This is a genomic window from Pseudomonas sp. 8O (assembly GCF_902506495.1).
Lineage (GTDB): Bacteria > Pseudomonadota > Gammaproteobacteria > Pseudomonadales > Pseudomonadaceae > Aquipseudomonas > Aquipseudomonas chaetocerotis.
In genome coordinates this window covers 1,607,225-1,628,461 of sequence record NZ_LR733264.1, presented here as the reverse complement: position 1 = coordinate 1,628,461, position 21,237 = coordinate 1,607,225, and the positions used below count along the sequence as shown (strand labels likewise).

General features: G+C 63.2%; 19 protein-coding genes and 1 pseudogene. 14 read left to right on the top strand and 6 right to left on the bottom strand.

The window, feature by feature from the left end:
• The first annotated feature begins 75 nt into the window (after nucleotides 1-75).
• From selD to GV002_RS10165, 11 genes and pseudogenes are all read left to right on the top strand, one after another.
• On the top strand, nucleotides 76-1,110 hold the full coding sequence (selD, locus tag GV002_RS10210) for a selenide, water dikinase SelD (protein ID WP_160018175.1): 1,035 nt from the start codon (nucleotides 76-78) through the stop codon (nucleotides 1,108-1,110).
• A complete protein-coding gene (gene mnmH / locus GV002_RS10205; protein WP_160018174.1) occupies nucleotides 1,110-2,210 on the top strand; it encodes a tRNA 2-selenouridine(34) synthase MnmH in 1,101 nt (366 codons plus the stop codon). The genes selD and mnmH overlap by 1 nt, the downstream gene beginning before the upstream one ends.
• A gap of 75 nt (nucleotides 2,211-2,285) precedes the next feature.
• Entirely contained in the window at nucleotides 2,286-2,564 is a 279-nt protein-coding gene (locus GV002_RS10200; RefSeq protein WP_037052024.1) for a hypothetical protein, read from the top strand.
• Entirely contained in the window at nucleotides 2,564-3,169 is a 606-nt protein-coding gene (locus tag GV002_RS10195) for a flavin reductase family protein (RefSeq protein WP_160018173.1), read from the top strand. The genes GV002_RS10200 and GV002_RS10195 overlap by 1 nt, the downstream gene beginning before the upstream one ends.
• Nucleotides 3,170-3,295: 126 nt before the next feature.
• Nucleotides 3,296-4,405 (top strand): annotated as a pseudogene (locus GV002_RS24610) (HAMP domain-containing protein); the annotation flags it as partial.
• Entirely contained in the window at nucleotides 4,388-5,263 is an 876-nt protein-coding gene (locus tag GV002_RS24605) for a methyl-accepting chemotaxis protein (RefSeq protein ID WP_372241832.1), read from the top strand. The pseudogene GV002_RS24610 and the gene GV002_RS24605, both read left to right, overlap by 18 nt.
• 95 nt (nucleotides 5,264-5,358) lie before the next feature.
• Entirely contained in the window at nucleotides 5,359-6,276 is a 918-nt protein-coding gene (locus GV002_RS10185; RefSeq protein ID WP_160018171.1) for an AAA family ATPase, read from the top strand.
• Nucleotides 6,276-7,229 (top strand): DUF58 domain-containing protein, encoded by a 954-nt coding sequence (locus GV002_RS10180; RefSeq protein WP_160018170.1) that lies wholly within the window; start codon nucleotides 6,276-6,278, stop codon nucleotides 7,227-7,229. The genes GV002_RS10185 and GV002_RS10180 overlap by 1 nt, the downstream gene beginning before the upstream one ends.
• Nucleotides 7,226-9,211, top strand: coding sequence for a transglutaminase TgpA family protein (locus GV002_RS10175; RefSeq protein ID WP_160018169.1), 1,986 nt, complete (start codon nucleotides 7,226-7,228; stop codon nucleotides 9,209-9,211). The genes GV002_RS10180 and GV002_RS10175 overlap by 4 nt, the downstream gene beginning before the upstream one ends.
• Nucleotides 9,212-9,283: 72 nt before the next feature.
• The gene (locus GV002_RS10170) at nucleotides 9,284-10,054 is read left to right on the top strand and encodes a CHAD domain-containing protein (protein ID WP_160018168.1); all 771 of its coding nucleotides are present in this window, start codon (nucleotides 9,284-9,286) and stop codon (nucleotides 10,052-10,054) included.
• Nucleotides 10,055-10,160: 106 nt separating this feature from the next.
• Entirely contained in the window at nucleotides 10,161-10,958 is a 798-nt protein-coding gene (locus GV002_RS10165) for an acyl-CoA thioesterase (protein WP_160018167.1), read from the top strand.
• Nucleotide 10,959: 1 nt separating this feature from the next.
• Here the strand turns inward: GV002_RS10165 and GV002_RS10160 are convergent, their stop codons facing one another.
• From GV002_RS10160 to GV002_RS10150, 3 genes are all read right to left on the bottom strand, one after another.
• Nucleotides 10,960-11,322, bottom strand: coding sequence for an Mpo1-like protein (locus GV002_RS10160; RefSeq protein ID WP_160018166.1), 363 nt, complete (start codon nucleotides 11,320-11,322; stop codon nucleotides 10,960-10,962).
• A 102-nt stretch (nucleotides 11,323-11,424) separates the two neighbouring features.
• Nucleotides 11,425-12,531 carry a methyl-accepting chemotaxis protein gene (locus tag GV002_RS10155; RefSeq protein WP_372241831.1) on the bottom strand — a complete coding sequence of 369 codons (1,107 nt, stop codon included), beginning with the start codon at nucleotides 12,529-12,531 and terminating at the stop codon, nucleotides 11,425-11,427.
• Between the two features lie 441 nt (nucleotides 12,532-12,972).
• Entirely contained in the window at nucleotides 12,973-13,800 is an 828-nt protein-coding gene (locus GV002_RS10150) for a TatD family hydrolase (RefSeq protein WP_160018165.1), read from the bottom strand.
• A gap of 365 nt (nucleotides 13,801-14,165) precedes the next feature.
• Here GV002_RS10150 and GV002_RS10145 point away from each other — a divergent pair, with 365 nt between their 5' ends.
• Nucleotides 14,166-15,581, top strand: a complete 1,416-nt coding sequence (locus GV002_RS10145; protein ID WP_160018164.1) for a transglycosylase SLT domain-containing protein — start codon at nucleotides 14,166-14,168, stop codon at nucleotides 15,579-15,581.
• Between the two features lie 105 nt (nucleotides 15,582-15,686).
• Complete coding sequence (locus GV002_RS10140) at nucleotides 15,687-16,121, top strand: DoxX family protein (RefSeq protein ID WP_160018163.1); 435 nt, start codon at nucleotides 15,687-15,689, stop codon at nucleotides 16,119-16,121.
• A 63-nt stretch (nucleotides 16,122-16,184) separates the two neighbouring features.
• Here the strand turns inward: GV002_RS10140 and GV002_RS10135 are convergent, their stop codons facing one another.
• Complete coding sequence (locus tag GV002_RS10135) at nucleotides 16,185-17,120, bottom strand: LysR family transcriptional regulator (RefSeq protein WP_045733214.1); 936 nt, start codon at nucleotides 17,118-17,120, stop codon at nucleotides 16,185-16,187.
• A 149-nt stretch (nucleotides 17,121-17,269) separates the two neighbouring features.
• Between GV002_RS10135 and GV002_RS10130 the strand changes: the two genes are divergently transcribed.
• The gene (locus GV002_RS10130; protein WP_074678699.1) at nucleotides 17,270-18,499 is read left to right on the top strand and encodes an acyl-CoA dehydrogenase; all 1,230 of its coding nucleotides are present in this window, start codon (nucleotides 17,270-17,272) and stop codon (nucleotides 18,497-18,499) included.
• A gap of 93 nt (nucleotides 18,500-18,592) precedes the next feature.
• Here the strand turns inward: GV002_RS10130 and GV002_RS10125 are convergent, their stop codons facing one another.
• Nucleotides 18,593-19,585 (bottom strand): TerC family protein, encoded by a 993-nt coding sequence (locus GV002_RS10125; RefSeq protein WP_160018162.1) that lies wholly within the window; start codon nucleotides 19,583-19,585, stop codon nucleotides 18,593-18,595.
• A gap of 169 nt (nucleotides 19,586-19,754) precedes the next feature.
• Nucleotides 19,755-21,137 (bottom strand): substrate-binding domain-containing protein, encoded by a 1,383-nt coding sequence (locus tag GV002_RS10120; protein WP_160018161.1) that lies wholly within the window; start codon nucleotides 21,135-21,137, stop codon nucleotides 19,755-19,757.
• Nucleotides 21,138-21,237 lie beyond the last annotated feature (100 nt).

Genomic DNA, 21,237 nt, shown 5'->3' with positions numbered 1-21,237 from the left:
TTACTCGCGCTAGAGAGCTGAGCCAAGGCAGTCTTTGCTAGAATCCGCCGCCAGTTATCGCGGTGAGAGAAAACCATGAGCGAACCTATCCGTTTGACCCAGTACAGCCATGGCGCCGGCTGCGGCTGCAAGATTTCGCCGAAGGTGCTTGAGGTGATTCTCGCCGGCAGCGGCGCGCAGAATCTCGATCCCAGGCTCTGGGTGGGCAATGCCTCGCGCGATGACGCGGCGGTATACGCCATCGACGAAGAGCGTGGTGTGGTCTCCACCACCGACTTCTTCATGCCGATTGTCGACGACCCCTACGATTTCGGCCGTATCGCCGCGACCAATGCGATCAGCGACATTTACGCCATGGGCGGTGATCCGCTGATGGCCATCGCCATCCTTGGCTGGCCGGTCAACGTACTGGCGCCGGAAGTCGCCCGAGAGGTGATTCGCGGCGGACGTGCAGTGTGCGATGAAGCCGGTATCCCGCTGGCGGGCGGTCACTCGATCGATGCGCCGGAGCCGATTTTCGGCCTGGCCGTGACCGGTCTGTTGGCCAAAACCAACATGAAGCGCAACGACACCGCCACGGCGGGTTGCCAACTGTACCTGACCAAGCCCCTTGGCATCGGCATCCTCACTACGGCAGAGAAGAAAGCCAAGCTGCGTGATACGGACATCGGTCTGGCGCGTGACTGGATGTGCACCCTGAACAAGCCGGGCAGTCGCTTCGGCAAGCTCGCCGGCGTGCGCGCGATGACCGACGTCACCGGCTTCGGCCTGCTTGGCCACCTGGTGGAAATGGCCGATGGCAGCGGCCTGAGTGCTCGCGTCGAGTTCGCCCGGGTGCCGCGTCTGGAGAGTGTCGAGCACTATCTTGAACAAGGCTGCATACCGGGTGGCACATTGCGCAATTTCGACAGTTACGGTGACAAGATCGCGCCGCTGCCCGAGCTGGCCAAGCTGCTGCTGTGTGATCCACAGACCAGCGGTGGCCTGCTGATTGCCGTGGCACCGGAGGGCGAGGCCGAGTTCCTCGCCGTGGCCGCCGAATTGGGGCTGAATCTGGCGCCTATCGGTGAGATGGTCGAGCGACAGCGTTACGCGGTCGAGGTGCTCTGATGCGCGACAACTGCACCGACTACCGCGATCTGTTCCTGCATGACCGGGCAATGATGGATACCCGTGCACCGGTCGAGTTCCATAAAGGCGCCTTCCCCGGCGTGATCAATCTGCCGCTGATGACCGACCTCGAACGGCAGAAGGTCGGCACTTGCTACAAGCAGCAAGGCCAGCAGGCGGCCATCGAACTGGGCCATCAACTGGTCAGCGGCCATACCAAGGCCGAGCGTATCGAGGCCTGGGCCGCCTTTGCCAAGGCCAACCCTGATGGTTATCTGTACTGCTTTCGCGGTGGCCTGCGTTCGCAGATCGTCCAGCAATGGCTGAAAAGCGAGGCGGGCATCGACTATCCGCGCGTGGTCGGTGGCTACAAGGCCATGCGCACCTTCCTGCTGCAGACCACCGACGAGGCCGTGCAAGCGTGCGATTTCGTGCTGGTGGGCGGGATGACCGGCACCGGCAAGACCGAGGTGATCAGCCAGCTGAGCAACAGCCTGGACCTGGAGGCGCACGCCAATCACCGAGGCTCCAGCTTCGGCAAGCGCGCCACTGGCCAGCCCGAGCAGATCGATTTCGAGAATGCCCTGGCCATCGATCTGCTCAAGCGCCGTGCCACGGGGCAGCAGCAGTTCGTGCTGGAAGACGAGTCGCGTCTGATCGGCCGCTGTTCATTGCCCTTACCGCTGTATCAGGCGATGCAGCATCATCCTCTGGTGTGGCTGGAGGACAGCGTGGCCAATCGCGTTGAGCGGATCCTGCAAGCCTACGTGGTCGAGCTGTGTGCCGAATTCGTTGCAGCCCAGGGTGCCGAGGCAGGCTTCACCGCGTTCGCCGCACGCTTGCGCGAGAGCCTGGCCAATATCACCCGTCGCCTGGGTGGCGAGCGCTACCAGCGTCTGGCCGCGATCATGGAGCAGGCGCTGCAGGAGCAGCAGGCCGGTGGCCAGGTGGATACGCATCGCGGCTGGATCGAAGCCTTGCTGGTCGAGTACTACGATCCTATGTACGTGTTCCAGCGCGAGAGTAAATCCGGGCGGATTGAGTTCGCCGGGGAGCAGCAGGCTGTGGTGGAATACCTGCGTAAGCGAAACGGCGGGTGAGGTGGGCACTTTCCCTCTGCCGCAGCGTCATACACTGGGCCAACCCGTAGTCAATCCGTTCGAGGAGTGTGGTCGATGAAACACTGGATCTGTTTGCCGCTACTTGCGGTGGCGCTCACCGGCTGCGCCGGCAAGACCGTCTACCGTGATACCTGTGCCAATCAACTGGATGCCGCCTGGAAAGAACTGAGCATCGCCGAGGCCGAAGGCTTCGCCGGTACCGTGAGTTATTCCAAGGCACTTTCGCTGCTCACCGCTGCCAAGACCCAGCAGCAGTTCGAAGCCTATGAAGGCTGCACCAGCAAGGCTGAGCGTGCGCGCTTCTACATCCGCGAATCGCGAGCGGGGCGTTGATGCAGCTCGACTTTTCCGATCTGAGCCCGCTCGAGGCTTATCGCTGGCTGGCTTCCAGTGTCACCCCACGGCCCATCGCCTGGGTCTCGACCCGTTCTGCCGATGGCGTGGCGAACCTGGCGCCGTTCAGCTTCTTTCAGGTGATCAGTGACAACCCGCCGACCTTGCTGGTCAACGTCAACACCCGCGACGATGGCAGCCTCAAGGACAGCCTGCGCAATGCCCAGGCCAGCGGCGAACTGGCGATCCAACTGGTTAGTTTCGCCCAGGCCGAGGCGATGAACGCCAGCGCCGCGATCCTGCCCCATGAAGTCAGCGAGTTCGCCCACTGTGGCATCGCCAGCCAGCCGTGCGAGCGCATCGACGTCCCGCGAGTCGTTGGAGCCCCGGTGACCTTCGAATGCCGTGTGGCGCAAATCCAGCCCTATCCGGCGCAACGACCCAACTGCCATCTGATCTTCGCCGAAGTGCTGCTGGCGCATATCGATGATGCAGTGCTCAACGAGCAGGGGCGCATCGACCCGCTCAAACTCGACCTGGTGGGTCGCCTCGGTGGTAGTGCCTATTGCCGCACACGCGATCTTTTCCAGATGCAGCGGCCCTGAACCCGTTCTGAAAACGACGTCCAGTTAACTCTCCCGGCCATCTTGCTGTCTGCTGGCTTGTCGCCAGTAGTGCTGCGCTCCTATGTTCCAGATTTCGGGGCTAGCTGCAGTAGGCAGGGGGATGTCATGGGTGGCTCATTGAGCAAGCGGCTGGCCAGTCTGAGCACGACCAGCAAGTTGATGACGGGTTTTGCTCTGGTATTGATGCTGACCGCTCTGGTGGCTGTTACCGGTTTGCTGGCGTTGCGTGAAGTCAGTGCCGGTGCCGAATTGCAGCAGCGCATGAGCGCGCTTGGCGAGCAGGTGCTGCGTATGCGCCAGAGCGAGCAGACGTTCGCGCTGAGTGGCGACAGTCAGCACGCGGAGCGCCTGGCCGAACAGGCTGAGAGCATTTTGCAGACCGGGCAGGCACTACAAGGTGAGCTCGATAGCGACACGGCCGCGATTCTGGCGCAGGTCGAGCCTGCACTGGCCGACTACCGCAGCGCCTTTGCCCGCTACGTTGAACTCACCGACAACATGCAGCTGTCCTTGCAGGCCGCTGACTGGCTGGTGGTCAGTGCGGCCAACAGTCTGGATCTGCTGCAGGAAGGGCTGGCGGAAGACGGCGTCGACCTGCTCAAGAGCTCCCAAGGCGAGCAGGGCGGCGATTCGGTTCTGCAGGCCGGCACGGTCGGCAATATCCATCAATTGCTGTTGCAGGCGCTGGATCAGGCTCGCCAGCGCCTGGAGGCCAGCCGGCGTAGCGATAGCAGCGAGCAGGCGGAAATTGCCCAGGCCGGCGAAGCGCAAGCCATGGCTGCGGAGTTGCGCGATGCGCTGGACGATCCCGGTTATGCTGCGGTGCTCGGCGAGGTGGTGGTCAACGTCGACTCCTTCAACGAGCGCCTGAAGGAATACGCCACCCAGTTGCAGCAACAGAAGCAGGTTTACGGGCAACTGATTGCTCAGGTCGAGCACCTGCTGCAGCAGGTCGAGCTGGCTCTGGACACGCAACGTCAGGTCATGCGCGCCGAGCGCCAGGCCAGCAGCGGTCTGATCATCGTGGCCGCGGCCCTGGCGCTGCTGTTCGGTCTTGGCGCGGCGATCATGATCAGTCTGGCCATCGTGCGTCCGCTCAAACGGGTGATCGGCCTCGCCGAATCCATTGCCAGTGGCGACCTCAGCGTGCACATCGAACAGGATCGGCGCGATGAAATCGGTCAACTGCTGGCTGCCATGCAAGGCATGTCCGCCAACCTGAGAGATATGGTTGGCCGCCTGCAGGGTGGTGTGGCGCAGATATCCAGCTCCGCCCAGAGCCTTTCGACAACTGCCGAGCAGACGCGCCAGGGCGTCAATGGCCAGAAGCTGGAGACCGATCAGGTCGCCACCGCCATGAGCCAGATGACGGCCACGGTGCACGAGGTGGCGCGCAATGCCGAGGCAGCAGCGGCTTCCACCGAGCGGGCTGACCAGCGTGTCGGTGTCGGCAGTCAGGTGGTGCGCCAGACCCTGCAGCGTATCGAGCAACTGGCCCGCGCCATGGACGCCACTACCGAGAGCATTCAGCGCCTGAGTCAGGACACTCAGCGCATCGATGCAGTGCTCGATGTGATCAAGAGCGTTGCCGAGCAAACCAACCTTCTGGCGCTCAACGCGGCCATCGAGGCGGCGCGCGCGGGAGAGCAGGGGCGTGGTTTCGCGGTGGTCGCCGATGAGGTACGGGCACTGGCAAAACGCACTCAGCAATCCACGGCGGAAATCGAGTCGCTGATCGCGGCCTTGCGTGAAGGCAGCCGCCGCGCCGTGACTGACATGGAGCAGAGCGCCAGTCTGGTGAACCTGACGGTTGGCGACGCCAACCAGACCGAAGGCGCCTTGGCGGCCATTGCCGAGGCGGTGGGCCTTATCTCGGAGATGAACCAGCAGATCGCTGCGGCAGCCGAGCAGCAGACTGCCGTGGCCGAGGAAATCAACCGCAGCGTCACCTCGATTCGCGATATCGCCGATCAGTCAGCCACGGCCATGGACGAAACCGCTGCCTCGAGCATCCAACTGGCTGAGCTGGGGCGTGACCTGCAGGGTATGGCAGGGCACTTTCGCCTGACATAGCGTCTGCCCTCACAGTTTCGTGAGCAAACTTTGCATAGAGCTATGCCACGCCCCGGCGCCCCAGTAGCATCGACGTTCTGCATAAGGAGCGAACGATGCGAACCAAACTGGACACCTGTCTCGACTCGGTCAATCAGGTATTGCTGGGCAAAGAGGCGCAGGTGCGTCTGGCGCTGACCTGCCTGCTGGCGCGTGGTCACCTGTTGATCGAGGACCTGCCGGGCATGGGCAAGACGACCCTCAGTCATGCCCTGGCGCGGGTGCTGGGGCTGAGCTTCCAGCGCATCCAGTTCACCTCCGATCTGCTGCCGGGCGACATTCTTGGCACCTCGGTGTTCGACAAGGACAGCGGGCAGTTCGTCTTTCATCCGGGGCCGATTTTCGCCGAGCTGGTGTTGGCCGATGAAATCAACCGTGCCACGCCGAAGAGTCAGAGCGCGCTGCTCGAGGCCATGGAAGAGGGACAGGTGACCATCGAGGGCGCGACCCGTCCGCTGCCCGAGCCATTCTTCGTCATCGCCACGCAGAACCCGGTCAGCAGTGGCGGCACCTTCGCCTTGCCCGAATCCCAGCTCGATCGTTTTCTCATGCGCCTGTCGCTGGGCTATCCGGCGCAGGCTGCGGAGCGGGCGTTGCTGCTGGGCGATGCCCGGCGCGATCTGTTGCCGCGCATGGAATCCATTCTCGACCATGCCGAGCTGGCTCGCCTGCAGGCGCAAGTGCCCAAGGTGCGTGCCAGCGATGCGCTGATCGACTATGTGCTGCGCCTGGTCGAGGCGACGCGCAGCCAGCCGCAGTTCGCCTGGGGCTTGTCGCCGCGCGCCAGTCTGGCGTTGCTTGCTGCTGCACGGGCCTGGGCCTTGCTGGCCGAGCGTGATTACGTCATTCCTGAAGACGTGCAAGCGGTGCTGCCGTCGGTGGTGGGACATCGCCTGCGCGAGCGCGCCGATCCCACCGGCCACGGTGGCGGCAGTCTGGTGCAATGGCTGCTGCGCGAAGTGCCGGCGCTCTGATGCGTGCAGCGTTAAAGCCGCTCTGGCGGCGCTGGTTGGCCAAACGCATTCCGCCAGCGGCCAGCGTGCGCCTGAATCAGCGGCGCATTTTCATTCTGCCCAGCCGGGTAGGTGCGGTCTTTGCCGTGGCTCTGCTGCTGATGTTGCTGGTGGGTATCAATTACCAGAACAGCCTGGCCTACGGTCTGACCTTCCTGCTGGTTTCGGTGTTCGTCGTCACCATCCTGCATACCTACCGCAACCTGGCCGGGTTGGTGCTCAAGGCCGGTGGCGGTGGTGCGGTGTTCGTCGGCGAGCATGCGCGTTTTCGCGTACGCCTGGAGAGCCCCGAGCGTGAGCGCCAGGCCGTGGCACTGGGCTGGCCACCGTCTGATCTGGTGGTGCGCGACGTGCCGCGCCAGGGGCAGACCGAAGTGGATCTGAGTCAGCCAGCCGTACGGCGTGGCTGGCTACGGCCCGAGCGTCTGCGGGTGGAGAGTCGTTTCCCTCTGGGCTTGCTGGTGGCCTGGAGCTGGGTCGATCTGGATCAGGCTGTGCTGGTCTACCCGCGGCCGCTGGAGGGGGAACTGCCGTTGTCGGCGGGCCTGGGCGACGAGGAGGAAGAGGGCATGCGTGCCCGCGGCCAGGGCGCCGATGATTTCCAGGGCCTGCGCGAGTATCAGCCAGGCGACTCGAAACGGCGTCTGGACTGGAAGGCCTACTCTCGTGGTCAGGGCCTGCTGGTCAAGGATTTCGCCATGCTCAGCGGCCGCGATCTATGGCTGGACTTCGACAGCCTGGGTGGCGACAGCGAACAGCGTTTGTCGCTGCTCTGCCACTGGGTGCTGCAGTTCACCGAGCGGCAACAGGCGTTCGGCCTGCAACTGCCCGGGCAGGTGATCGCTCCCGATTATGGTGAAGGCCATCGTGATGCCTGCCTGCGCGCCCTGGCATTGTTCGGAGCTCGCGCATGAGCAGCCTGCCGGGTATCCCGAGAATTGCCCTGACCTGGTTGCTGGTCGCCCAGGTGCTGGTGATCGTGCCGCATCTGGTGCATCTGCCGCTGTGGATGATCGCGCTATGGCTGGGCGCTGCCGGTTGGCGCGTACAGATCTTTCGCATGCGTGCACGCTATCCCAATGGCTGGGCCAAAGGTGGCCTGGTGCTGCTGGTGCTGGCGGGCATCCTGCTTTCGCGTGGCACGCTGGTGGGGCTGGATGCGGCGTCGGTGCTGCTGATCGCTACCTTCACCCTCAAGCTGCTGGAGATGCGTACGCGGCGCGATGCGTTGGTGCTGATCTTCCTGGGTTTCTTCTGCGTGGTGACCGCCTATCTGTTCGAGGACGGCATTCTGGCCGCGCTCTACAGCCTGCTGCCGGTCACGGCGTTGCTGACCGCCCTGGTCGGCCTGCAGCACAGTGGTTTTGCCGAACGCCCCTGGCCGCCCCTGCGCCTGGCTGGTGGCTTGGTCCTGCAGGCGGTGCCGCTGATGCTTCTGCTGTTCGTGTTCTTTCCGCGCATGGGGCCGTTGTGGTCGCTGCCACTGCCTAACGACAAGGGCGTCACGGGGCTGTCGGATAGCATGGAGCCGGCTGATATCGCCGAGCTCAGTCGTTCCTCGGCGCTGGCCTTTCGCGCCAGTTTCGAGAGTGAGGTGCCGCCAAGAGGGCAGCTATATTGGCGTGCACTGACGTTGGAGCGCTTCGATGGCAGGCGCTGGTCGCAGTCCGGCTACGCTGATGTGCCCGTAGCGCCGCAGTGGAGCAAGGCCGGCGCGCCGCTCGATTACAACATCATCATGCAGCCCAGCGGCAAGCGTTGGCTGTACGCCCTGGATGTCGGCGAGATGGCGCAGGACAGCGGGCGGATGATGAACGACTTCCGTTGGCAGAGACTGCGTCCGGTGGATCGGCCGCTGTTGTACCAAGTGCGCTCCTGGCCCGAGGCCGTGCGGCAGGCGCAGGCCGAACCGCCAGGTATCCGTCAGGCGCTGCAATTGCCCCAGCAGGGCGACCCGCGCAGTCGTGCCTGGGCGGCTGAACTGAAGGCGCAGTATCCACAGAGCGACGCGCTGGTGGCGGCAGTGCTGCAGCATTTCAACCGTGAACCGTACGTCTACACGTTGCGCCCGCAGCCTCTGGGCAGCGACAGCGTCGACGATTTCCTGTTCAACACCCGGCGCGGTTTCTGCGCGCACTATGCCGGTGCCATGACCTTCGTGCTGCGGGCCGCAGGTATTCCCGCTCGGGTGGTCGCCGGTTATCAGGGCGGCGAGCTCAATCCCAGTGGCAACTACATCCAGGTACGCCAGTTCGACGCCCATGCCTGGGTCGAGTACTGGCAGCCGGGGCAAGGCTGGCGCAGCGTCGATCCGACCTTTCAGGTAGCGCCGGAGCGTATCGAACAAGGGTTGGAAGAGGCCTTGACCGAGGAGGATGGCTTTCTTGATGACCAGCCTTTCTCACCGCTGCGCTACCGCGAGCTGGCCTGGCTCAATCAACTGCGCATGAGCTGGGAGAACCTCAATTATGGCTGGCAGCGCTGGGTGCTGGGTTACCAGGGCGAGCAGCAGCTGAAACTGCTGCAGAACTGGTTCGGCAGCTTCGATTGGCAGCGTTTGGCGCTCGTGCTGGTGGGCACTGGAGCCCTTCTGATTGGCCTGCTGGCGTTGTGCTTGCTCAAGCCCTGGCAACAGCGGCCTGATCCGCAACGCCAGGCTTTTCGCAAGTACGAGCGGCTGCTGGCGCGCCATGACGTGCGCCGAGAAGCGGGTGAGGGTGCACGCTCCTTCGCGTTGCGCGCGGCGCAGCAGTTGCCTGAGCAGGCGGCGCAGATCGAGACATTTGCCCGTTGCTTCGAGCAGCAACGCTATGCTGGCGGGCCAGCTTCGCGTGATGCTCTGCGAAAGGCGTTGAGTGATTTGCGCAGCGCATTACCCTGGCGCCTGTCGCGTTAGCGACCATTGGTCACTTGTTTGAGTGGGGGCCGGGTTGTCAGCTTGATGCATCGTCGTTTGGGAGGATCGAGCATGAGCGATTTCATCGAACATTGTTTGGGGCGTGTCCTGGCTCTGCAGGTGCGGCTGTATGCCTGCCAGGCGCGGTTGGCCGACTGCACTGACACCGAGGCCTTGCACGACCTGCGCATTGCCTTGCGGCAATTGCGCAGCCTGTTGCGTCCGTTGCGCGGTTTGCCGGCGGTGGATACTCTGGAGCAGGGAGCCGCGGTGTTGGGCCGCCTCAGCGGACCGCTGCGTGACCGTGAGGTGTTGGTGGCCGAGTTGGCGCGCCTGGACCTGGTCCATCTGGCGCCTGCCGATGAGACCCAGCGCGCCGCAGGTTACGCTGCCATTGCCAGCAGCCGTGAGTTGGCGGACCTGATGCTGTTGCTCGACGGCTGGCCAGCGAATTGGCGTGAAGCGGCCAGGCAAGGCCAATTGAATGACGTGGACAAGCGCATCCGGCGTCGTTTGCGACGCCAGCAAAGACAACTGGCCCGCGCGTTGCGCGATCCGGCGCATGACCGCCATCGCCTGCGCCTGCTGATCAAACGTGTGCGCTACGCCGCTGAAACCTACCCGGCACAAAGTCGTTTGAGCAAGGCGGCGCAACTCAGGCTCAAACGTGCGCAAAGCGCCTTGGGCGACTGGCACGATCATCTGCAATGGCTGGCGCAGGCCGATGCACAGGCGTCGCTGAACCCTTGCCGGGCAATCTGGCTGCAGGCTCAGCAGGCCGCTGAGCAACGCGCTGATGGAGCGTTGCTGGCGCTGTATGGCGATTTTCCCAATGTGGAATAAGGCGACATTTTCGCCGCAAATATGACCGAATAGGCGCCCTTGCAGACTATCGTTCAGTTGCCACCATCCCCTAAGATCGTCGCCATCGATGAATGCCGAGGTGCGTATGATCTTTTCCGAAATGCTCGAAGCGGTGCGCCGCGATCCCGATGCCGTGGTGATTCCGGCTGAATGGGGGCAGGGCCGCGCCAGTTTCGGCGGCCTGGTGGCGGCACTGGCGTTCGAGGCCATGCGCGCCAAGGTGCCGCAGGGGCGGCCGGTGCGCTCGCTGGCCATCACCTTCGTCGGACCAGTGGCGCCGGATGTTCCTGTCAGTTTCCAGGCCGAGGTGCTGCGCGAGGGCAAGGCGGTCAGCCAGATGTCCCTGCGTGCAGTTCAGGATGGCCAGGTGGTGACCGTTGTGCAGGGCAGCTTTGGCGCGTCGCGTTCTTCGGCGATTGCCGTGGAGGCACTTGCCGCGCCGCAGATCACGCCAGTCGAGCAGTGCCAGGAGTTGCCCTACGTGCGCAATGTCACGCCGGAGTTCACACGCTTTCTGGCCATGCGTTGGGGGATTGGCGGCATGCCCTTCAGCAACACGCCCTCGCGGCAGATGGGCGGCTGGGTGCGCTTGCGCGGTGAGCGCGAGCCACAGGCGCTCAGCGAGGCGCATTTGCTGGCACTGGTCGATGCCTGGCCGCCAGCGGTATTGCCGTATCTGAAAAGCCCTGCGCCGGGCAGCTCGCTGACCTGGACCATCGAGTTCGTCCAGCCGCTACACAGCCTCAGCAGTGAAGACTGGTGCCTGTATCGCGCGGACATCGAGCATGCCCGCGACGGTTACGGGCATGTAGCGGCGGCGATGTGGACACCTGCAGGCGAGCTGATCGCCTTGAGCCGGCAGACCGTGACCGTCTTTGCCTGATTCAGTGGCGCCGGTGTTGGCGCCAGGCGCGCCACCACGCGCCGCTGAAAAGAAAGCGCGGGAACGTCACGCACTGCTCCAGCAGTAGGCGCTTCACCGCATCGCCCTTGCTGGCGAAGGGCTCAGCAGGTTGTTGTTCCAGTCTGTGGCCGTGAGCTTGCAGCGCCAGGGCGGCGATCAGGCCGATGCTGCCCAGTGCCAACGGCACGAACCGCAGATTCCACAGGCCGATCAGCAGCAGTATCAGCGACAGCAGGAACAGCGGCACGGCGATCAGGTGCAGCAGCAGATTGGTGGGATGCCGATGCTGGCTGGCGTAATGACGCCATTGCCAGGCCAGCAGGTTGGGGTGACGTTTGCTCATGGGACGATCCTCGACTCGATGAAGCGAGTCTAGGAGCGCCGCCCATGCAGAGCGAATTGCTCCTGGCTATGGCGCAGATAGGCTTATGTCTAAACGGCGCCGTTATAGACGCAACTGGCGGATGGCCTTGTTCAGCTCGCCTGCCAGTTGGGCGAGTTGCTGGCTGGTGGCGGCCGACTCGAGGGTTTGCCCGACGGTCTGTTCGGTGACGTCACGGATGCCCACCACCGAGCGGCTCATCTCTTCGGCCACCTGGCTCTGCTGCGTGGCGGCCACGGCGATCTGCGTATTGCTGTCGCGCATCAACGCCACGGCAGCGGTGATCGCCGCCAGTGATTCGCCGGCTTCTTGCGCCAGTTGCACGCAGTGGTTGGCATTCTCCGAGCTTTCGCGCATGAACTCCACCGCGTCACGGGTGCCACCTTGCAGGTTGCCGATCATCTGGGTGATTTCGTCGGTGGAGTCCTGCACGCGTTTGGCCAGGTTGCGCACCTCGTCGGCGACCACGGCGAAGCCGCGACCCATTTCGCCGGCGCGGGCGGCCTCGATGGCGGCGTTGAGGGCGAGCAGGTTGGTCTGCTCGGCAATGCCATGAATCACGCCGACCACGCGGCTGATGTGCTGGCTGTCTTCAGCCAGGCGCTCGATGCTGGCGGCGCTCTGGCGCACGCCTTGCGACAGGGCCGCGATGGATTGCTCGACCCGTTCGACCACCTGCTGACCGGCGCGGGCCAGCTGGTCGGCAGTGAGCGACTGGTCGCGGGTGGTGCCAGCGTGATCGGCAATATGCTGAACGGTCGCCGACATCTGGTTGATCGCGGTAGCGGCCTGATCGGTTTCGCTCTGCTGGCTGAGCATGCCCTGACGTACGGATCCCATGCGCTGGGCCATGTCGCGGGTACTGCTGTCCAGCTCGCTGGCTACCTGGCTGACGGTACCGACCACACGCTGATAGCCGGCCTGCATGGCATTGAAGGCGGCGGCCATCTGGCCGACCTCGTCACGGCTGTCCAGCGGCACGCGCAAGGACAGGTCACCGCTGCGCTCGGCCTGCAGCATCACATCCTTGAGGGTGTTGAGGTGGCTCAAGAGAAAGCGGATCAACAGCTGCGAGGCAGCCAGCAGCAACAGCATCAACACGGCGACTGCGACGGCATAGGTCAGCGCGTGATGGGCGAACAGGTCGAGCAGGCTGGGCGCGCGCGCCATGATCGCCAGGGTGCGCCCATCGCTGAGGGTGACGCGCTGTGCGCCGATCACCGGCGAGTCGCCGAACCGGGCGTCATGCTTCACTGCCTGCCAGCCACTGGCGTCGGGGCCACCTTGAGCGCCTGGCAGGCTGCCGTTGCCCACCTGGATGTTGCTCGAGCTGGGCAATGCCGCCTGCTGCGGCCACTGCTGAAGCAGGCGCGCCTGCTCGATTGCAGCCTGCCTGGCATCGGCACTGCGTGCCTGCTGCTCGGTATGCAGGGCGAACAGCACCAGCATCAGGCTGGTGACGAAGGCCACGGCATTGACCGCCCAGAATTTGTACTTGAGAGAAAGATCGCTGATCCAGGCGCCCATGCTGTTGTTATCCGTCTCGTTGCGTTCGCTATTGGCCAAGTGCCAGCAGTATGCATCGGTGAACAGCCAGAGTCTTGACGCCAATCAATACTCTGGTGTCGAGCCCTGCAGTATGGCGGGTAGATCGAAGAACGCTCGCGCACAGGCTGTGGTCTGCGCTGCCAGGGTTTCTTCGCTTTGCCCGCGGTGCAACGCCACCTCACGCAGGACCTCGCCGAGAAAGGCGGGCTCGTTCCGCCCGCTCCTGGGCTTGGGCCGCAGGCTGCGCGGCAACAGAAAGGGCGCATCGGTCTCCAGCATCAGGCGCTCGCCGGGGATGTCCTTGAGCAGCGGATGCAGGTGCGTACCGCGACGTTCGTCGCAGACCCATCCGGTGATGCCGATATGCAGGTCGAGATCGAGGTAGGCATAGAGTGCAGAGCGCTCGCCGGTGAAGCAGTGCACCACCGCTGCGGGCAACTGATCGCGATAGTTGCGCAGGATCTCCAGCAGGCGCTGGCTGGCTTCGCGTTCATGAAGAAATACCGGCACCTGCAACTCGACGGCAAGTGCCAGTTGTTCTTCCAGGGCTTTTTCCTGTGCTGGGCGTGGCGAGAAATCACGATCGAAGTCCAGCCCGCATTCACCCACGGCGCGCACTTGCGGTTGCGCCAGTAGCGCCTTGAGGGCATCGCTGCTGGCGCCGTTCCACGAACTGGCATCGTGCGGATGGACCCCGGCGGTGCTGAACAGGCGCTGACCGCTGCTATCCAGCTGTCGGCAGAGTGCGAGGCTCGCCTCGCTTTCATTCAGACTGGTGCCGGTCAGCACCAGCTGACACACGCCGGCTGCATAGGCACGTTCGAGCAGCGCCTCGGCCTGCACCGCGAGGCTGGGGTGGGTGAGATTGACGGCAATATCGATGAGTTGCATGGTGCCACCTGTTTAACGCGAGTGGGGCAGAATAGCAGATGGTCTCCGTTCGTCAGGAAGTCGATTTAAAACAATAAGTTGTTCGCTGTTTTTAAGGTTGATGCAAGGTTATGGGGTGGCGCGGCAGCATTCGGCTGTGCCAATCTCCGCGCCCCGCCGACCTCGCGAACCTGTTTGGCGGGTTTACGGTCGGTAACCGTCTGTCGCGCATCGGCGCACAGCAGCCCACCAAGGGGCGCCTCTAAAAACGTAGGCGACGACTGCATGGATGCAGGAGGTAGAGCGACGCAGGAAGCCAAAGCCGAGGTAGTTTTTAGAGGTGCCCCGAGAGGCTTCGGCGGCCAACCACCCTCCCTGGAGAATCGATGTCGCGATTGCTGCTGATCCTGTGCCTGCTGGCTGCGCTGCCGATGTCGGTCAGTGCGCGCGTGGCCGGCCCGTCTGAGGTCGGTAGCCAGGCCCGCAGCGCTCGTGATCTGCCGGCGATTCGCAGCAGTGGCGAACTGCGGGTGCTGGTCAATCAGAGCCGAAACAGTTCGGGTTCGGTCAAGGGGCAGAGCATCGGCGTCGAGTACCACCGCTTACGCGCGTTCGAGCAGTACCTCAACCGCAACTCCCGGGATGGTCGCAGCCTCAGGCTGAAAATCATCCCCAAAGCCAAGGACCAGCTGCTTGGCGCATTGCAGCGCGGCGAGGGCGATCTGGTCGCGCCTGGCGAACTGCTCAATGTACGCACTGGGCACGATGTCAGTGCCAGCACGGCGATTCGCCGTGAAGTGCCGCTGGTATTGGTGTCGAAACAGGGCAACCGACATTACCGCAGCCTTGAACAGCTGGCCGGCCGCAGTCTTTCATTGCCCGCGGGCAGTGCGGTGGGAGAGGCACTGCGATTGATCAACCAGCAGCTGGCCGATCGTAAACTGCCGCCCATCGTGGTCGAGTGGGTAGACCCCAGCCTGGCGGTCGAAGACGTACTGGAAATGGTCCAGGCCGGCATTTTCGAGCGTACTGCGGTAGAGCTGCCGATAGCCGAGCGCTGGGCCAAGGTGATGCCCAAGCTGCGCGTCGACAGGCACCTGATCCTGGCGCGCGATGGCGACATGAAATGGTTCGTGCGCCCCGATGCGCCGATGCTGCGTGCCAGCATCGACCGTTTCTTCAGCAGCTATGAGAGCCCGGCCGACCAGGATGTGGCGTTCCAGCGTGTCTATCGCCGTCTATATAAGGTGCATTCGCCACTGGGGCGCACTGAACGACAGCGCCTGGAGAAGGTACGCCCGGTGCTGCAGCAGCATGCCGAGCAGCAGGGTTTCGATTGGCTGATGCTGGCTGCGCTGGCATTCAAGGAATCGACGTTGAACCCATCGGCGCGCGGCGCCAGCGGCGCGACCGGGCTGATGCAGATCACCCCGGCAGCGGCGCGTAGCGTCGGCGTGAGCAACATCCAGAACCTTGACGGTAACGTCCGGGCCAGCAGCAAGTACCTGGCGATGATCCGCCGCAATTTCTTCAACAGCCCGCAGCTCAACGAACGCGAACGCATGGCGTTCATCCTGGCGGGCTACAACCTGGGCCCGCAACGGGTGCAGAGCCTGCGCGCCGAGGCACGCAGACGTGGCCTCAATCCCAATCAGTGGTTCTTCCAGGTCGAGCGTGTGGCCATGGAGCAGATGGGCATGGGCGTGGTGAGTTATGTGAATGCGGTGAATAAGTACTACCTTGCTTATGACCGTGAGCGCTATCTGCTCGAACCGCAGGAACGGCGTCTGACGGCTCATTAGTTATTTATTTTATCGATATTAATTAGCGGTATTTTGCTGTTTTTTTATCGAAAAAATTGGCTATTCTGTGCGCCATCAACTCCCACACACCAAGGAAGCGTTGCAATGAACAACCTGATCAAGAACATCACCGCCACCCAAGCCAGCTTCGGCATCACCATTTTGCGTATCGTCGCCGGCATCACCTTCGCCGCCCATGGCGCGCAGAAGCTGTTTGGCTGGTTCGGTGGGTATGGCCTGGCTGGCGTGGCGCAGTGGATGGAGAGCATCGGCCTGGCCCCGGGCTACCTGATGGCACTGGCGGCCGGTAGCGCCGAATTTTTCGGCGGCGTGGCGTTGATCATCGGTCTGCTGGTGCGTCCGGCAGCGGCGGTGCTGGCGGTGACCATGCTGGTGGCGATCTTCACTGTGCACTTCGCCAACGGTTTCTTCATGAGCAACAATGGCTACGAGTTCGCCCTGGCTCTGCTGGCCATCAGCGTAGCGCTGGTGTTCGAAGGCGCCGGCAAGCTGTCGTTGGATGGCAAGATCGCTCGCTGATCGAACCCCGCAACAACGAGAAGGCCCGCTAATGCGGGCCTTTTTGCGTTCAATGCCGAGCGGTCAGTTATTAGCGGCTTGCTCGGCCTTCTTCTCCTGCGCGGCGACTTGCTGTGCCAGCTCGATCATCTGCTCGCGCATCCAGCGGTTGGCCGGGTCCTGATCGGTGCTTTCGTGCCAGTACAGGTGAGTTTCCAGTGCCGGCACATCACCGACCGGCAGGGCCACATGATGCAGGTTGTGGCGGCGGGCGAAGCGCTCCGGCACGGTCATCACCATGTCGGTCTGCTGCAACACGCTACCGGCCATCAGGTAGTGCTGCGAGCGCAGGGCAATCTTGCGCTGGATGCCCATCTTGCCCAGGGCCAGATCCACATAGCCGAGGCCACTGCGGCGGCTGGAGATATGGATATGGCTCAGCGACAGGTATTCGTCGAGGCTGATCTTTTCCTTGGCCAGTGGATGCCCCTGACGCATGGCGCAGACGTAACGATCATCCAGCAACTTGACGTGACGAACCTGCGGGTCGGTATTGAGTGGCGCGTCGACGGCAAAATCGAGACGGCCGGCGGCCAGTTCCTTGGTGGTTTCGCGGCGCTTGGCCAGGAAGCTCTCGATGCACACGTTCGGCGCCAGGCGACGCAGGCGCTGGAACAGCGGTGGCAGGAGGATTTGCTCCGACAGGTCGGTCATGCTGATGCGGTAGGTCTTGCCGGCCTGCTGCGGGTTGAAGGTTCGGCTTTCCTGCACGGAAACGCGCAGCAACTGCAGGGCGTTGCGCACCGGGCCGATGATGTTCTGCGCCATTGGCGTCGGCACCATGCCCTGGGCGGTACGCACGAACAGTGGGTCGTTGAAGGTTTCGCGCAGGCGGGCGAGGGCGTTGGAAACTGCGGGTTGGGTAATGCCGACGATCTGCCCGGCACGGGTCAGGTTGGCCTCGGTGTAGATGGCGTCGAAGACGATGAAGAGGTTCAGATCCACCTTGGTCAGGTTCATGCCGGCAGTGCTCCAGGGGCGTCGATATCAATCGATCATATATCGGTTATGAATGTTCATACACGCTGAAAATAGGTTAGATAAATCTTAAGCGCTGTTCTAGCATCATTTCCACAACCTCTCACCCTTTATCACAAACAGGTAATTCCATGGATTTCGCCTATTCCCCGAAGGTTCAAGAGCTACGTGAACGTGTCAGCGCATTCATGGAAGCGCACGTCTATCCGGCCGAAGCGGTATTCGAGCAGCAGGTGGCTGAGGGTGATCGCTGGCAGCCGACCGCGATCATGGAAGAGCTGAAGAGCAAGGCCAAAGCCGAAGGCCTGTGGAACCTGTTTCTGCCCGAGTCCGACTACGGTGCCGGCCTGACCAACACCGAATACGCGCCGCTGGCGGAGATCATGGGGCGTTCGCTGATCGGCCCGGAGCCGTTCAACTGCGCCGCGCCGGATACCGGCAACATGGAAGTGCTGGTGCGCTACGGCAACGAGGCGCAGAAGCAGCAATGGCTGGAGCCGCTGCTGTCCGGCGAGATTCGTTCCGCCTTTGCCATGACCGAGCCGGGCGTGGCCTCGAGCGACGCCACCAATATGCAGGCCAATGCTCGCCGCGAGGGCGATGAGTGGGTGATCAACGGCCGCAAGTGGTGGACCTCCGGTGCCTGCGACCCGCGCTGCAAGGTAATGATCTTCATGGGCCTGACCAACCCGGATGCGCCGCGCCACCAGCAGCATTCGATGATTCTGGTGCCGATGGATGCGCCAGGCGTCACTGTGCTGCGTCCGTTGCCGGTGTTCGGCTACGACGACGCGCCGCATGGGCATGCCGAAGTGCTGTTCGAGAACGTGCGGGTGCCCTACGAGAGCGTGCTGCTGGGCGAAGGGCGTGGCTTCGAGATCGCCCAGGGTCGCCTCGGTCCAGGCCGTATTCATCACTGCATGCGTTCGATCGGCATGGCCGAACGCGCCCTGGAGTTGATGTGCAAACGTGCCGTTTCGCGCACCGCTTTCGGCAAGCCGCTGGCGCGCCTGGGTGGCAACATCGATCACATCGCCGATTCGCGCATGGAGATCAACCAGGCACGCCTGTTGACCCTGAACGCGGCTTACATGATGGACACAGTGGGCAACAAGATCGCCGCCAGCGAAATTGCCCAGATCAAGGTGGTGGCGCCCAACGTGGCGCTCAAGGTGATCGACCGTGCGATCCAGATGCACGGCGGCGCGGGCGTTTCCAACGACTTCCCGCTGGCCTACTGGTACGCCATGCAGCGCACCCTGCGCCTGGCCGACGGCCCGGACGAGGTGCACCGTGCAGCCATCGGCAAGTTCGAGATCGGCAAGTACGTGCCGCGTGACGTGATGAAAGCCAGCCGCTGATCCCGCAAGCCAAAGCAAAGAGGCCCGCATCTGCGGGCCTCTTTGTTTGTCTGTCGTCGACTTTGCTGCTCGGTCGACCGGCTACGCCGTTTCTCAGTGTTCCGGGGCTCTCTGGTCGCGGGTATTGAGCAGCGACAGGATCACCCCGCCTGCCAGCAGTCCCAGGGTGACGCCAAGCGAGAGCAGGGCAGGAACCTTGATCATGTCGTGCAGGAAGATCTTGCCGCCGATATACATCAGCACCAGCGCCAGGGCGTATTTCAGGTAGATGAAGCGGTGCATCAGTGCGGCCAGGGCGAAATACAGCGCGCGCAGGCCGAGAATGGCGAAGATGTTCGAGGTGTAGACGATGAACGGGTCCTGCGAGATGGCCAGTACCGCCGGCACGCTATCGACGGCGAACACCAGGTCGGCCAGCTCGATCAGCACCAGCGCCAGCAGCAGTGGGGTGGCGTACAGCAGCGGCTTGCCGCTGACCTGATCCTTCAGACGCACCAGGAACTTGCCTTCGTGCAGCTCATCGGTGACGCGAATGTGCTTGCGCACGAAGCGGATCACCGGGTTCTGCGCCAGGTCCGGATGCGACTCTTCGTCACCACCACTGCGCAGCATCTTGATGCCGCTGAACAGGAGGAAAGCGCCGAAGATGTAGAGAATCCAGTCGAACTGCTGCACCAGAGCCGTGCCCAGGCCGATCATGATCGCGCGCAGCACGATCACGCCGAGAATGCCCCAGAACAGTACGCGGTGCTGATACTTACGCGGGATATTGAAGTAGCCGAGGATCATCGCCATGACGAAGACGTTGTCCATCGACAGCGATTGCTCCACCAGGAACCCGGTGTAGTACTCCATCGCCTTGGTGCCGCCGAGCTGCCACCAGATCCAGCCGCCAAAGGCAACGCCGACACTGAAGTAGCCCGAATACAACAGCAGGCTCTCGCGCATCTCGATTTCATGCTGATCGCGGTGCAGTACGCCGAGGTCGAGTACCAGCAGGATGATGATCAGTACCAGAAAGGCCAGCCAGAACCAGCCGGGGGTACCGAAGATGGGGGATGTCAAAAAGGCAAGTAGAGCGTCCATGAGCCCTCCCTAATGTCTGCCTGAGTTGAAAGAAATCCACTCAGTGACTCCGACATCACGGTGAGAAGCTCACCGCCAGAGGGGCCCGGCGTCACGCGGTGCGAAGACTAACGTTTAATCCTGAAAGCCTCAAGCGTGGGTTAGTTGTTGCAGCAGACACCGCCCGTTTCTAATAGACCCAGACCTCGACACGGCGATTACGGATGCGGCCGCTGTCCTGATCGTTGGCCGCCACCGGCAGCTCGCTGCCCAGGCCTGTGATCTCGCGGAACAGTACACCCTGCTTGGCCAGTTCCCGACGCACGGCCATCGCCCGCAGCTTGGAAAGCAGTTCGGCGCGCTCGGGGTCGCTCTTGGGGTCGCCGAAGCCGACCAGTGCCACCTTGTTCCTCAGCTTGTCGTGCTGCTTGAGGTAGTCCATTACGCGTTGCAGGTCACGATAGGCCTTGTTGTCCAGAGTCGCGCTGCCTTCCTGAAAGCGAAAGTTCACCGACAGACGCTGCGCCTGCTCGGCGAGCTGGCGGTAGTCGGCCGGCATCTGTGCTTGCGGGGCGACCTTTACCGCCTGGACGGTCTGGGCAATGAAGCCGGCGCTGTCGACGATCGCCTGACCGCGAGGGCTGTGGGCGAAGTCGATCAGTGCGCGGGCCCAGGGATTCTCCAGTTGCGGATCGTTGTAGATGAACAGGCGGCGAGCCAGTGGGTAATCCTCGGTGGCGATCAGCGTGGTACTCGGCAGCATCGGATGCGACTCGCCTGCAGCCACGGCGACGGCCTTGGCCTGGCGAATGTAGGGCAGGCCGATGAAACCGATGCCGTTAGGGTCGCTGCTGACCAGGTCGGAGAGCTGGTTGCTGGACTCGAAGCGCCGGGCGTTCGCGGCCAGTGCCCGTCCGCCAGGCGCCAGGACCAGTTCCTTGAAGGTGTCGTAGGTACCGGAGTTGTCGTCGCGTGCATACGGCTGCACCTTGCCAGGCTTGCCGCCGAGGGCGGCCCAGTCGCTGATCTCGCCGGAGAACAACTGGGCGATCTGATCAACGCTCAGGGCGCTGATCGGGTTGCCGGGGTGGACGATGATCGCCAGGCCGTCGATGGCGATGATCTGTTCGCTCTGCGGGCTGTGCAGATCGCCCAGGTTTGCCAGGTTAACGGCTTCACTGTTCTTGATCGGGCGGGACGATGCGGCCAGGTCGGCGCTGCCATTGTGCAGCGAGGCGAAGCCGGTGCTGGAACCATGGGCGGCCACTTCGACGATCACGCTGCGACCATCGGCCTGGCGGGCCACGATGCGCTGCTCGTTTTCCCGGGCGCCGTCTTCACTGCGGATGTCACGCAGGCCTTGAGCTTCGAACAGCCCTTTGACCAGCTCCGGGCCGAGCTTGGCACCAATGGTGTTGGAACCCTGGATGCGCAGCACCGGTTGGTTACCCTGGGAAGCGGGCAGGGCGGCGAAGACGGATAGGGGCAGGGCGTAGCAGATGAAGCCAATCAGCAGCAGGGACAGGGTGCGACCCCAGAGGTCACGATCGATGGCAGGCAGGGCGCGCGGCATGCGGCAGGCACCTTCTAGTGGGTGAGAGAACGTGCCACGCAGATTAAGTCAGTCAGATTGCAGTCATGTTACGGGCGCGTCATCGTACGCGCCCTCAGGC

What these genes read in the sequence shown, in the direction of transcription:
- GV002_RS10165 (WP_160018167.1), top strand. Translation starts at nt 10,161, where the DNA reads ATGATCTTTTCCGAAATGCTCGAAGCGGTGCGCCGCGATCCCGATGCC.
- GV002_RS10145 (WP_160018164.1), top strand. Translation starts at nt 14,166, where the DNA reads ATGTCGCGATTGCTGCTGATCCTGTGCCTGCTGGCTGCGCTGCCGATG.
- GV002_RS10155 (WP_372241831.1), bottom strand. Translation starts at nt 12,531, where the DNA reads ATGGCGCGCGCGCCCAGCCTGCTCGACCTGTTCGCCCATCACGCGCTG.
- GV002_RS24605 (WP_372241832.1), top strand. Translation starts at nt 4,388, where the DNA reads ATGCAAGGCATGTCCGCCAACCTGAGAGATATGGTTGGCCGCCTGCAG.
- GV002_RS10195 (WP_160018173.1), top strand. Translation starts at nt 2,564, where the DNA reads ATGCAGCTCGACTTTTCCGATCTGAGCCCGCTCGAGGCTTATCGCTGG.
- mnmH (WP_160018174.1), top strand. Translation starts at nt 1,110, where the DNA reads ATGCGCGACAACTGCACCGACTACCGCGATCTGTTCCTGCATGACCGG.
- GV002_RS10200 (WP_037052024.1), top strand. Translation starts at nt 2,286, where the DNA reads ATGAAACACTGGATCTGTTTGCCGCTACTTGCGGTGGCGCTCACCGGC.
- GV002_RS10140 (WP_160018163.1), top strand. Translation starts at nt 15,687, where the DNA reads ATGAACAACCTGATCAAGAACATCACCGCCACCCAAGCCAGCTTCGGC.
- GV002_RS10125 (WP_160018162.1), bottom strand. Translation starts at nt 19,585, where the DNA reads ATGGACGCTCTACTTGCCTTTTTGACATCCCCCATCTTCGGTACCCCC.
- selD (WP_160018175.1), top strand. Translation starts at nt 76, where the DNA reads ATGAGCGAACCTATCCGTTTGACCCAGTACAGCCATGGCGCCGGCTGC.
- GV002_RS10120 (WP_160018161.1), bottom strand. Translation starts at nt 21,137, where the DNA reads ATGCCGCGCGCCCTGCCTGCCATCGATCGTGACCTCTGGGGTCGCACC.
- GV002_RS10130 (WP_074678699.1), top strand. Translation starts at nt 17,270, where the DNA reads ATGGATTTCGCCTATTCCCCGAAGGTTCAAGAGCTACGTGAACGTGTC.
- GV002_RS10160 (WP_160018166.1), bottom strand. Translation starts at nt 11,322, where the DNA reads ATGAGCAAACGTCACCCCAACCTGCTGGCCTGGCAATGGCGTCATTAC.
- GV002_RS10180 (WP_160018170.1), top strand. Translation starts at nt 6,276, where the DNA reads ATGCGTGCAGCGTTAAAGCCGCTCTGGCGGCGCTGGTTGGCCAAACGC.
- GV002_RS10170 (WP_160018168.1), top strand. Translation starts at nt 9,284, where the DNA reads ATGAGCGATTTCATCGAACATTGTTTGGGGCGTGTCCTGGCTCTGCAG.
- GV002_RS10185 (WP_160018171.1), top strand. Translation starts at nt 5,359, where the DNA reads ATGCGAACCAAACTGGACACCTGTCTCGACTCGGTCAATCAGGTATTG.
- GV002_RS10150 (WP_160018165.1), bottom strand. Translation starts at nt 13,800, where the DNA reads ATGCAACTCATCGATATTGCCGTCAATCTCACCCACCCCAGCCTCGCG.
- GV002_RS10135 (WP_045733214.1), bottom strand. Translation starts at nt 17,120, where the DNA reads ATGAACCTGACCAAGGTGGATCTGAACCTCTTCATCGTCTTCGACGCC.
- GV002_RS10175 (WP_160018169.1), top strand. Translation starts at nt 7,226, where the DNA reads ATGAGCAGCCTGCCGGGTATCCCGAGAATTGCCCTGACCTGGTTGCTG.